This window comes from Comamonas faecalis, from assembly GCF_039538025.1.
Classification (GTDB): domain Bacteria; phylum Pseudomonadota; class Gammaproteobacteria; order Burkholderiales; family Burkholderiaceae_C; genus Comamonas_C; species Comamonas_C faecalis.
Window position 1 is genome coordinate 1 of sequence record NZ_BAABBP010000052.1, and the last position, 11,459, is coordinate 11,459.

Consider the following 11,459-nt stretch of genomic DNA (forward strand, 5'->3'; position numbering starts at 1 on the left):
GCGAAGCCTTGTAGTGTACATCAGCTTTTACACCTCTTGCAACCACCGAAGAACTTTTTATTCGCCCTCCTCTTCAACCACCCGCAACAGCTACCCAAAAGAGAAGCGCCACAAGCAGCGAAGAGGGCGAATCATAACACAGGGTTTTTACTGATTCGAGGAGATGCAGCGATTTTTACGCCTGGCGGTCGAGCGCTGTCTCCAGTGCATCGATGAACAGTGCGGCCACGTCGCAGCCGGTCTGCTGCTCGATCTCCTGGAAGCAGGTCGGGCTTGTGACGTTGATCTCGGTGATGCGGTCGCCAATCACGTCGACGCCCACGAGAAGCAAGCCGCGTTCGGCCAGCACTGGGCCCAGAGCATCGCCGATGGCCTGGTCGCGCTTCGTGAGAGGCCGGGCCACACCCAAACCGCCGGCGGCCAGGTTACCGCGCACTTCATTGCCCTGGGGAATGCGTGCCAGGCAGTAGGGAACGGGCTTGCCGCCGATCACCAGGATGCGCTTGTCGCCATCGGCAATCTCGGGCAGGAATTTTTGCACCATGACGCTCTGGCTTTCGCCCTGGTTCAGGGTCTCAATGATGCTGCCCAGATTCATGCCATCAGCACGCACCCTAAAAATCCCCATCCCCCCCATACCGTCGAGCGGTTTCAGAATGATGTCTTGGTGAGTGGCATGGAACCGGCGAATTTCGGCCGGGTCGCGCGTCACCAGCGTGGGGCCGAGAAACTGGGGAAATTCCATCACGGCCAGTTTCTCCGGATGGTCGCGCAACGCGCGTGGCTTGTTGAAGACCCGCGCACCCTCGCGCTCTGCCTGTTCCAGCAAATGGGTGGCGTAGAAGTATTCGCTGTCAAACGGCGGATCCTTGCGCATGAGCACGGAGGAGAAGTCCGCCACTGCCGCCATGCGCTCGGGCGTCGATGTGAACCAGCCACGTGGATCGCCCGTCAAGGTGATGTCGCGCACCCGTGCCATGACGCGTCCGCCGGACTGCCAGTGCAGGTGACGCGGCTCGCATGCGGCAAGGGTGTGGCCACGGCGCTGCGCCTCGCGCATCATGGCAAAGGTCGTGTCTTTATAGATGGTGAACCGCTCCAGCGGGTCGGCAACGAATAAAAGCTTCATGGGCGGTTGTGCGGAAATGGGGGATGTCATGGTGCGGCCCGTCGGTGGCCACGTCCGTACTGTTGCACAAACAGGGCGATACTGCCGGCGACGACACCCCAGAAGGCCGAGCCGATGCCCGCCAGCGTCACGCCGCTCAGGGTGACCAGAAAGGTGATCAGTGAAGCCTCGCGGTGGCTCTCGCCGGCCAGCGCACCCGCCAAACCGCCCCCGATGGCGCCAAGCAGGGCCAGGCCGGCGATGGCGACAACCAGCTCCTGCGGGAAGGCGGTCAGCAGACCGGTGACGATGGCGCCGAAGATGCCCACTGCGATATAGAACAGCCCGCACGAGGCCGCCGCGGTATAGCGCTTGGCCGGATCGGGGTGGGCCTCGGGCCCCATGCAAATGGCGGCGGTGATCGCGCTGAAGTTGAGGGCAAAAGCGCCAAAAGGCGCCAGCACCAACGTGGCCAGCCCGGTCAGGGTAATCAGGCGCGAGACCGGTAGCTGGTAGCCCGAGGCCCGCATGACCGCCACCCCGGGCAGGTTTTGTGAGGCCATGGTGACGATGAACAGCGGCAGCGCCAGGCTCATCAAAGCCGAGAAGCTGAACTCGGGCGCAATGAAGACAGGCAGCGCCAACGCCAGGTGCACCTCGGACCAGCGCATCTGCCCGGCCAGCGCCGCCCAGGCCACGCCGGCCAGCAACGTGACGACCACGGCGTAGCGCGGCAACAACCGGCGGGTAAGCAGATAGGCCGCCAGCATTACCAGCACCAGCGGCAAGGCCGATTGCAGCGCAGCGAATGCATCCATGCCGAAGCGGGCCAGCACGCCGGCCAGCAGCGCCGCGGCGATTTCCATCGGCAGGCGGTTCATGATCCGCTCGAACCAGCCGGTCACGCCGGCCAGCGTGATCAGCGCGGCGCAGGCCATGAAGGCACCAACAGCCTCGGCCATCGAGAAGCCGCCCGCAAGCCCCGCTGTGGCCAGCACCGCAGCGCCCGGCGTGGACCAGGCAATCATGACGGGCTGGCGAAGGATGAGTGACGGCACCAGCGAGCAAAGCCCCATGCCCAGGCCCAGCGCCCACATCCACGAGGTGATTTGCTGCGGCGTGGCGCCGAAGGACTGCGCCGCCTGAAAGACGATGGCCACCGAACTGGTGAAACCGACGAGGACGGCGACGAAGCCGGCCGTGACGGCGGACAGGCTCAGGTCTTTGAAAAACGACATGGTGCGGCATTGTGCGCGAGGGCCGATGTCCCTGCCCAAGCAAGAAGGCCATGGGCCATCGTGCGATGCGATGACGCTGAAGCCAAAGTTGTCGTACGACGTATCAGAGCTCGACCTTGGAGCCCAGCTCGACCACCGCATTGCTGGGTAGATGCAGAAAGGCGGCGATGCCGCTGGCGTTGTGGTGCATCAGCGCGAACAGCCTTTGGCGCCAGGGCGCCATGGCGCTGCCCAGCGCCGGAATGATCGCCTCGCGCGACAGGAAATAGCTGGTACTCATCGGGTCGAGTGCGCAGCCATGGCCTTGGATGCACTGCAGCGCGCGCGGCAGATCCAGGTCGTTCTTGAACCCGAAGTTCACCCGCACCTGCCAGCAGTCGCTGCCCAGGGATTCGATCTGCACGCGCTGCTCCAGCCCGATCCACGGCAGGTCGTGGTAGCACACGGTGACAAACAAGTTCTGGCGGTGCAACACCTTGTTGTGCTTGAGGTTGTGCAGCAAGGCGTGAGGCACCAGGTCGGCCTCGGCGTGCAGAAAGACCGCCGTGCCTTCCACGCGGGCAGGCGGATGTGCCAGGATGGAAGCGAGGAAATCGGCCAGGCCGATCGACTCTTCGCGCAACCGGGCCTGCAGCAGCTCGCGCCCGCGCTTCCAGGTGCTCATCAGCATGAAGACCAGGGCGGCAATGGCAATCGGAAACCAGCCGCCTTGCAGCAGCTTGAGCAGATTGGAGCCCACGAAAGCCAGGTCGACCAGCAAGAACACGCCGGTTGCGGCAATACACAGCGCCAGCGGGTGGCCCCAGCCATAGCGGATCACGAAAAAAGCCAGCACGGTGGTGATCAGCATGTCCAGCGTGACCGCAATGCCATAGGCCGCGGCCAGGTTGCTGCTGGAGCGAAACAACACCACGGCCAGCACAATCATCGCGAACAACACCCAGTTGACAAAGGGCAGGTAGATTTGCCCCAGGTCGCGCACGCTGGTGTGGACGATCTTGAGTCGCGGCAGAAAACCCAGCTGGATGATTTGCCGCGTGACGCTGAACGCCCCGGAAATCAACGCCTGCGACGCAATCACCGCCGCAACCGCGGCGAGCACGACCAGCGCCAGCGTCCAGCCCTTCGGCGCCAGCATGAAGAAGGGGTTGGTCACCGCTGCCGGGTTCTGCAGAAGCAGCGCGCCCTGGCCAAAGTAGTTCAGCGTCAGCGCCGGCATCACGATGGCAAACCAGGCATGACGGATCGGGCGCACGCCGAAATGCCCCAGGTCGGCGTACAAGGCCTCGGCGCCGGTCACGCACAGCACCACGGCGCCCAGCAGCACGAAGCTGATGCCCGGCTGGCGGGCAATGAAGCCTGCCGCATGGTGCGGGCTGAGCGCGGTCAGCACCGCCGGATGCACGGCGATGTGCCACACGCCGAGCCCGGCAATCACCACGAACCAAAGGCCCATGACCGGGCCAAAAAACCGCCCGATGCCCGCGGTGCCGCGCTTTTGCAGCAGGAACAACGCCAGCAGAATCATCAGCGTCAGCGGAATCACGGCGCCGCGCAGCGCGCTGGAGGCCACGTCCAGCCCTTCGACCGCCGACAGCACCGTGATGGCAGGGGTGATGACGCCATCGCCATAGAACAGACAGGCACCAAAAATGCCGACGGGCAGCATCCAGCGCGTCAGCCGCGGCGCCTTGTGCCGCACCGCGTGCAGCGCCAGCGTCAGCATGGCCACCAGGCCGCCCTCGCCCTGGTTGTCGGCACGCAGCACCAGCGTCACGTACTTGAGCGAGACGATGAGCGTCAGCGTCCAAAAGACGATGGACAGCACGCCATAGACATTCGTCTCAGTGAATGGCACGTGGCCGGAGCCGAATACTTCCTTGAGCGTGTAGAGCACGCTGGTGCCAATGTCGCCATACACCACGCCGATGGCGCCCAGCGCAAGCGCCGCATGCGATGAAGAACGGTGTTGCACGGCAAAAAGCGCAGTCGCTGCGCACCCCCATCAATGGATGGCCGCCATTGTGCCTCGGCGCACCGTGTCGTGGCTCGCGGACTGGCCGGCCCGGATGGCCAGCCTGGCCGCGCCGATCAGTCGTACACCTCGGCGTTGGGGTCGGTCGCCTCCAGCTCATAGCTGGCGGCGACCATGGCCAGGCGCGCCACCACGCCATACATATAGAAGCGGTTGGGGGCGCTTGCACCCGGGCGGGCGCCGGGCTGGGGCAGTTGCGTGCTGTGCTGGAAGGCCAGCGGCACAAAGCTGGCGCCGGGTGCATTCAGGTTCTCGTCCACGCCACGCTCGGCGTGCATGCGGTAAAAGCCGCCGACCACATAGCGATCCATCATGTAGACCACCGGCTCGGCCACCGCCTCATGCACCCGCTCCTGGGTGTACACGCCCTCCTGCACGATCACGTCGTGCACCTGCTGGCCGTCCTTGATGACTGCCATCTTGTTCTTGGCGCGGCGGCTCAGGTGGTCAAGCTCCTTGGAGTCATGCACCATCATGATGCCCATGCCGTAGGTGCCGTTGTCGGCCTTGACGACGACGAAGGGCTTCTCGGTGATGCCGTATTCCTTGTACTTGCGTCGCACCTTGGACAGCAGCGCGTCGACCGCGCTGTGCAGCGCCTCCATGCCCGTGCCCTCGGCAAAGTCGACGCCCTGCACGCGCGTGAACAGCGGGTTGATCAGCCAGTGGTCGATGCCCAGCATCTTGCCGAAGCGCTTGGAGACCTCCTCGTAGCTTTGAAAGTGCCGGCTCTTCCTGCGCACGCTCCAGCCCGCGTGCAGCGGCGGCAGCAGGTATTGCTCATGCAGGTCTTCCAGAATGCCGGGCGCGCCGGCCGACAGGTCGTTGTTCAGCAAGATGGTGCAGGGATCGAAGTTCTTCAGACCCAGGCGCCGCTTGCTGCGGATCACCGGCTCCAGCACCACCTTCTCGCCGTGCGGCAGCTCGATGGTCGTCGGCTTCTTGATCTCGGGGCTGATCGAGCCCACGCGCACGTTCAGCCCCGCCATGTTGAAGATGCGCTGCAACTGCACCACGTTGGCCAGGTAGAAGGTGTTGCGCGAGTGGTTCTCGGGAATGATCAGGAGGTTGCGCGCCTCGGGGCAGATCTTCTCGATGGCCGCCATCGCCGCCTGCACCGCCAGCGGCAGCATCTCGTCGGTCAGGTTGTTCCAGCCGCCGGGAAACAGGTTGGTGTCCACCGGCGCGAGCTTGAAGCCGGCGTTGCGAATGTCGACCGAGGTGTAGAACGGCGGCGTGTGCTCCATCCATTCCAGACGGAACCAGCGCTCGATGGCCGGCATCGAGTCGAGAATGCGCTGCTCCAGCTCGTTGATCGGGCCAGTCAGCGCGGTGATGAGGTGTGGAACCATAAATCCCCTGGATTGCAGATTGATAGCGGCACGTGCTTTCCTGCGCCGCATTGTAGGGAGGCCGGCGCGCGTTTTTGCGCTACCGGGCGAGGGCAGGCCGGCCAGGCAGCCTCACCGGCGCCAGAACGCCGGTGTGAGCAAGGCCATGAAGCTCAGGATCTCCAGGCGCCCCAGCAGCATGGCCAGCGTGCAGATCCACAGCTGAAAGTCGCTGAGCACCGCGTAGTTGGACATGGGGCCGAGCTGTCCCAGCCCCGGCCCGGTGCAGTGCACGCTGGCCACCACGGCCGAGAACGCGGTCACCAGATCCAGGTCGGTCAGCAGCATCACCATGCTCAGCACGATGATGGTGGCACCGTACACCAGCATGAAGGCCAGCACGGCAAAAATCATGCGCCGGTCAATCACCCGCCCGCCCAGGCGCACCGGCTGCACCGAGCGCGGGTGCACGATGCGCGTCATCTCTCGCCCCGCCTGCTTGACCAGAATGAGCATGCGCACCATCTTGATGCCCCCGCCCGTCGAGCCCGCACTGGTGGCCACGCCCGACAGCAGCAGCATGAAGGCCGGTGCAAACACCGGCCAGTGCAGATAGTCGACCGTGGCAAAACCGGTCGTCGTCGCCACCGATACGACGTGGAACATGCCATAGCGCAGCGCCTGCAGCGGCCCGTAGACACCCTTGGCCCACAGCAGCAGCGCCACCAGCAGTCCACCGCCGACCAGAACGGTGATGGTGGCGCGCATCTCCGGGTCGAACCACCAGCCGCGCCAGTTGCCCTTGCGCAGCGCAATGAAGTACAGCGCGAAGTTGCAGCTGGCAAACAGCATGAAGACCAGCGCGATCGCCTCCATCAGCGGCGAGTGGAAGTAGCCGAAGCTCGCGTCGTGCGGCGACAGCCCGCCCAGGCTTACCGTGGCAAACATGTGCATGACCGCGTCCTGCGGCGCCATTCCCGCCGCCCAGTAAGCCAGTGCGCAGGCGACCGAAAACAGCACGTAGACGCCCCACAGGCCCTTGGCCGTCTCGGTCATGCGCGGCGTGAGTTTGGTGTCCTTGACCGGGCCCGCGGCCTCGGCCTTGAACAGCTGGCTGCCGCCCACGCCCAGCAGCGGCAACACCGCCACGGCCAGAATCAGAATGCCCATGCCGCCCATCCACTGCATGAAGGTGCGCCACATGTTGACCGACAGCGGCAGCGTGTCCAGGCTGGACAGCACCGTGGAGCCCGTCGTCGTCAACCCCGACACCGCCTCGAAATACGCATGCGTGAACGCCATCGGCCGGCCAATGGCCTGCATCACCATCAGCAGCGGCAGCGCGGCAAACAGCGGCAGCACCAGCCAGACGAGCGACACCAGCATCACGCCATGGCGCGGCAACAGCTCGCGCTGATGCTCGCGCAGCCCCACCCACAGCAGCACACTGGCCAGACAGGTCAGCGCAATGCACAGCGCGTACTGCGGCCACAGCCCCTCGTGCGCCCACAGCGACGTGGCCAGCGGCACACACAGCGAGATGGCAAAAATGGCCAGCAGCGCACCCAGCACTCGCAGGACGGGCAGGATGTCGGACATGGGAATGGGGCTTCAGAAAAACGTGGCGCTGACGCGAAACAGCCGCTCCACCTCGCGCACCAGGCGCTTGTGCGGCAAAAAGAACACCACATGATCTCCGCTCTCGACCACTGTGTGGCTGCGCGGAATGATGACCTCAGGCTCGCCCGCGCCTTGCTGCCCCGGCTCGGGCAGGCCGCGCACGATCAGCCCCATGTGCACCGACGGCGGCAGGCGGATCTCGCTGACCCGCCGCCCCACCACGCGCGAGGTCTTGCGGTCGCCGCGCGCGACGATCTCCAGCGCCTCGGCCACCCCGCGGCGCAGGCTGTGCACCGCCTGCACGTCACCGCGGCGCACATAGGCCAGCAGCTCGCCAAGCATGGCCTGCGCAGGCGACAGCGCAATGTCGATCTGCGTGCCGTGCATCAGGTCGGCATAGCTGCGCCGGTTGATCAGCGCCAGCACGCGGCGCGCGCCCATGCGCTTGGCCAGCAGGCAGGACATGATGTTGTCCTCGTCGTCATCGGTCAGCGCCAGGAACAGGTCGACCTCCTCGATGCCCTCGTCGCCCAGCAAATCCTCGTCGGTCGCATCGCCCTGCAGCACCAGCACGTCGTGCGGCAGCTGCGCGGCCAAAGCGACGCAGCGCTCGGGATCCCGCTCCAGAATCTTGATGTTGAACGAGCCCAGCTCGATCAGCTGACGCGCCAGGCGCAAGCCCACGCGCCCGCCGCCAGCCACCATGATGCGCCGCACCGGCCGCGCCGGGCGCCCCGGCGCGCGGTGCAGCGCCGCCAGAATCTGCGCAATGCGCTCGCGCGCGGCCAACACGAAGATCTCGTCGCCCGGCTCCACGCGCGTTGCGCCATCGCAGGGCACGAAACGGTCGGGCTCATCGGGAAAGCGCCGGTAAATCGCCACCAGCCGCATCGCCACGTCGGGCGCGCTGTCACGCATCGCGGCAATGCGCATGCCCGCCAGCGGCGCGCCGGCGCGCACCCGCACCGACACCAGGCAGGCGCGCCCGCCGGCAAACTGGCGCACCTGCAGCGCCTCGGGGTACTCGACCAGCTTGCAGATGTAGCGCGTCAGCGACTCCTCGGGGCAGATGATGCGATCCACCCCCAGCCCGTCCTTGCCCAGCAGCGTGGCGTTGTGCTCCATGTCAAAACCCGACGAACGCACCCGCGCGATGCGCGTCGGAATGTTGAACATCACCTGCGCCACCTTGCAGCACACCAGGTTGGTCTCGTCCTGCGCGGCGCAGGCAATGAGCAGGTCGGTGTCGCGCGCGCCGGCCTCGTCCAGTACCTGCGGGTCGATGCCATTGCCCACCACACCGCGCAGGTCGTAGCGCGACTCCAGGTCGCGCAGCCGCGCGGCGTCGGTGTCGATCACGGTGATGTCGTTCTTCTCCGACACCAGGCTGTCGGCCACGCTAAAGCCCACACGACCGGCCCCGAGGATGATGATTTTCATGCGCGCGTCTGCTTGCTTTTGTTCATGCTGTACACCTGCGCCTGAGATCGTAAACACCTTCTGGGATGCTTGGTGTTGTCAAAACCGTTGATATGGATGCTTTCTTCCTCACCACCAGGCAGCCGGTGCACCGTGCCCGATCGCCCTATGATGTGAGCATGCTTAAACATAACGCCCGCACACAAAATCCCGCCAAGCCCAGCCCGCAAGCCGTGCGGCGCGCTGTCGCCAGCTCTACGGCCATCGAGACGGGGCTGACTGTTGAACAGCTGGAGCAGAAGCTGCAAAACCGCGACAGTCAACGGGACAGCCAACGGTTTGCCCACGTCCAGTTGGCGGCCTGATTCAAACCGGCTCATCGCCCAGCGCTTGCGCCACCAACTGCTTCATTGGCGCGTACTCCCTTGCCACACCCTGATGAATTGCTTGAATATAGGCAGCTTTGTCGGCATGCCAGTCGCTGTAGTCCAACGGCTGCCGACGACTGCACAGCCATCACATCCGCCAACAGACGCGACAAGCGCCCATTGCCCTCACGAAATGGGTGGATCAGGATGAACTCCACATGCGTCACCGCAATGGCCTCCGCCAGCATACCGGCGTCCATGTCGTGACAAGGCGTCCAGCGCGCCAGGCAAGCGTGCTCAAACTGCGCCAACAGCCGCGGAATTTGTGCAGAAGCCGCAAACATGAAACCGTCTTTGCCCATGTTGACGCTGCGCTAATGACTGGCCCAGTCGAAGACATTGCCCAGCCAGCGACGGTGCCAGGACTTCAAATCCTCCACCGTCAAGGGCCGATCGGGCAAACGCTTGATCAGCACCTCCTCATACAGCTGGTGCAGCAGCCGCAGCTCCAGCCCATTCATGTCATCGACGGATTGGATGCCCAGCTTGTTGCGCAACACCAATCCATTGGAGCCTGGCTGATACTCCCCTTGGGAACCCTGCACGGTATACCGATCAGTCACCGCTAATCCTTGTTGATGCTTCGTCAGCAAGCACTGCCGCTACCCCATCGCCCCGCCTTACTGGCGCACCTCGCCCTCACCCAGCACCACCCATTTAAGCGAGGTCAGCCCCTCGATGCCCACTGGCCCGCGCGCGTGAAACTTGTCGGTGCTGATGCCGATCTCCGCGCCCAGCCCGTACTCGAAACCGTCGGCAAAGCGCGTGCTGGCGTTGACCATCACGCTGGCCGAATCGACGTCGCGCAGAAACCGCTGCGCATGCATGTGGTCGCGCGTCAGAATCGCATCGGTGTGGTGGCTGCCATGCTGGTTGATGTGCGCAATGGCTTCATCAAGCCCGGCCACCACTTTGACGCTGATGATGGGCGCCAGGTACTCAGTGTCCCAATCGGCCTCGGTCGCCGCCTGCACGTCGACGTCCGCAACACTTTGCAGCAGCGCCAGCGCCTCGGGGCAGGCGCGCATCTGCACCCCTTTGGCTGCATACACCGCGCCGATGCGCGGCAGAAACTGCGCCGCCACGCCACGCGCCACCAGCAAGCCCTCGCTGGCATTGCACGGACTGTACTTCTGCGTCTTGGCGTTGTCGGCCACCGTCACCGCCATGTCCAGGTCGCAAGGGTCGTCCACATAAGTGTGGCAATTGCCGTCCAGGTGCTTGATCACCGGCACCTTGGCCTCTGCGCTGATGCGCTCGATCAGCCCCTTGCCACCGCGCGGAATGATCACGTCGACGAACTGTGGCATGGCAATCAATTGGCCCACGGCAGCGCGGTCGGTCGTCTGCACGAGTTGCACGCCATGCTCGGGCAGCCCCGCCTCTTGCAGCGCCTGTACCACCAGCCGTGCCAACGCCTTGTTCGAGTCAATCGCCTCCGAGCCGCCGCGCAAAATGCAGGCATTGCCGCTCTTGATCGACAGGCTGGCCGCCTCGATCGTCACATTGGGCCGGCTCTCGTAAATCATGCCGAACACACCGATCGGCACCCGCATCTGCCCCACGCGAATGCCGCTGGGCTGCTGCTTCATGCCCGACACCTCGCCAATGATGTCGGGCATGGCCGCCAACTGCTCGCAGCCCTGGGCGCAGGTTTCGAGCACCTTGGGCGTGAGCCGCAGCCGGTCGACCATGGGCGCATCCAGCCCCGCAGCCACCGCGCGCTCCAGGTCGCGCGCGTTGTCCTGCTGCAGCGCCTGCACGTTTTCGCGCAACAGCCGCGCCAGCGCGCGCAGCGCCCTGCTCTTCACGGCCGCCGGCGCCCGCGCCATCAAGGCAGAAGCAGTCTTGGCCTGCTGGCCCTGCGTGTGGGTGTAGTTGTTGATATCAGTCGTCGTCATGGGCTGGATTTTGCGACAAGTTGCTGCACTTGGCGGCTGACACCTCTCACACCCCACACAAGCTTCAAGCGGCATCAGGCATGGACTCAATCTGAAAAATGCTACTTTGCAAGACTTGACCCTTGCGCTCGCTGCATTCGCGTGACCCTGCATCCACGTTTCCCCCTGAATTTCAGCGGGCAAACGCAAACACTCCAACATTTACGACGGCAATAAAAAAAAGTGATGCCACAACAACCAATGGAATACTAAGTAGTCCGCCCTGAACAACTCACAAGCCGTTGATCTGACTGGTGATTCTTCGGATTGATGGGTACACGATTTGCAAGGTATGGTTTTGCCAGTACCTGTTTTCTTGCAAATTTCTCCGAGGATTTGA

At 64.4% G+C, this 11,459-nt stretch carries 10 protein-coding genes and 1 pseudogene; 1 reads left to right on the plus strand and 10 read right to left on the minus strand.

The features are described 5' to 3' along the window. Positions 1 to 175: 175 nt before the first annotated feature. The 6 genes from gshB to trkA all read right to left on the minus strand — a co-directional run bounded on the left by gshB (position 176) and on the right by trkA (position 8,772). Positions 176 to 1,129, minus strand: coding sequence for a glutathione synthase (gshB, locus tag ABD767_RS16930; RefSeq protein ID WP_103046226.1), 954 nt, complete (start codon positions 1,127 to 1,129; stop codon positions 176 to 178). Positions 1,130 to 1,155: 26 nt separating this feature from the next. After that, positions 1,156 to 2,346, minus strand: a complete 1,191-nt coding sequence (locus tag ABD767_RS16935; protein WP_103046227.1) for a benzoate/H(+) symporter BenE family transporter — start codon at positions 2,344 to 2,346, stop codon at positions 1,156 to 1,158. 103 nt (positions 2,347 to 2,449) lie between these two features. Then, on the minus strand, positions 2,450 to 4,321 hold the full coding sequence (locus tag ABD767_RS16940) for a KUP/HAK/KT family potassium transporter (protein WP_103046228.1): 1,872 nt from the start codon (positions 4,319 to 4,321) through the stop codon (positions 2,450 to 2,452). Positions 4,322 to 4,437: 116 nt separating this feature from the next. Then, the gene (gene gshA / locus ABD767_RS16945; RefSeq protein ID WP_103046229.1) at positions 4,438 to 5,733 is read right to left on the minus strand and encodes a glutamate--cysteine ligase; all 1,296 of its coding nucleotides are present in this window, start codon (positions 5,731 to 5,733) and stop codon (positions 4,438 to 4,440) included. A gap of 111 nt (positions 5,734 to 5,844) precedes the next feature. Then, positions 5,845 to 7,311, minus strand: a complete 1,467-nt coding sequence (locus ABD767_RS16950; protein ID WP_103046230.1) for a potassium transporter TrkG — start codon at positions 7,309 to 7,311, stop codon at positions 5,845 to 5,847. Positions 7,312 to 7,323: 12 nt separating this feature from the next. Then, positions 7,324 to 8,772 carry a Trk system potassium transporter TrkA gene (gene trkA / locus ABD767_RS16955; RefSeq protein WP_103046231.1) on the minus strand — a complete coding sequence of 483 codons (1,449 nt, stop codon included), beginning with the start codon at positions 8,770 to 8,772 and terminating at the stop codon, positions 7,324 to 7,326. A gap of 92 nt (positions 8,773 to 8,864) precedes the next feature. Between trkA and ABD767_RS16960 the strand changes: the two genes are divergently transcribed. Further along, positions 8,865 to 9,116, plus strand: coding sequence for a hypothetical protein (locus ABD767_RS16960; protein WP_344869987.1), 252 nt, complete (start codon positions 8,865 to 8,867; stop codon positions 9,114 to 9,116). A 1-nt stretch (position 9,117) separates the two neighbouring features. Here ABD767_RS16960 and ABD767_RS16965 read toward each other — a convergent pair whose 3' ends face one another. The 4 genes and pseudogenes from ABD767_RS16965 to ABD767_RS16980 form a co-directional block, all read right to left on the minus strand. Beyond that, entirely contained in the window at positions 9,118 to 9,243 is a 126-nt protein-coding gene (locus ABD767_RS16965; protein WP_344869990.1) for a hypothetical protein, read from the minus strand. An 82-nt stretch (positions 9,244 to 9,325) separates the two neighbouring features. Next, positions 9,326 to 9,481, minus strand: a pseudogene (locus tag ABD767_RS16970) (cell filamentation protein Fic); the annotation flags it as partial. Positions 9,482 to 9,493: 12 nt separating this feature from the next. Next, positions 9,494 to 9,724: a hypothetical protein gene (locus ABD767_RS16975; RefSeq protein WP_344869988.1), complete on the minus strand. Its 231-nt coding sequence runs from the start codon at positions 9,722 to 9,724 to the stop codon at positions 9,494 to 9,496. A 75-nt stretch (positions 9,725 to 9,799) separates the two neighbouring features. Beyond that, positions 9,800 to 11,155, minus strand: coding sequence for a glutamate-5-semialdehyde dehydrogenase (locus tag ABD767_RS16980; protein WP_103046232.1), 1,356 nt, complete (start codon positions 11,153 to 11,155; stop codon positions 9,800 to 9,802). Positions 11,156 to 11,459: the final 304 nt, after the last annotated feature.

Bases quoted from the DNA above. Each gene is read 5' to 3' on its own strand.
- gshB (WP_103046226.1), bottom strand. From the start codon at position 1,129: ATGAAGCTTTTATTCGTTGCCGACCCGCTGGAGCGGTTCACCATCTAT.
- ABD767_RS16935 (WP_103046227.1), bottom strand. From the start codon at position 2,346: ATGTCGTTTTTCAAAGACCTGAGCCTGTCCGCCGTCACGGCCGGCTTC.
- gshA (WP_103046229.1), bottom strand. From the start codon at position 5,733: ATGGTTCCACACCTCATCACCGCGCTGACTGGCCCGATCAACGAGCTG.
- ABD767_RS16950 (WP_103046230.1), bottom strand. From the start codon at position 7,311: ATGTCCGACATCCTGCCCGTCCTGCGAGTGCTGGGTGCGCTGCTGGCC.
- trkA (WP_103046231.1), bottom strand. From the start codon at position 8,772: ATGAAAATCATCATCCTCGGGGCCGGTCGTGTGGGCTTTAGCGTGGCC.
- ABD767_RS16960 (WP_344869987.1), top strand. From the start codon at position 8,865: ATGGATGCTTTCTTCCTCACCACCAGGCAGCCGGTGCACCGTGCCCGA.
- ABD767_RS16980 (WP_103046232.1), bottom strand. From the start codon at position 11,155: ATGCCGCTTGAAGCTTGTGTGGGGTGTGAGAGGTGTCAGCCGCCAAGT.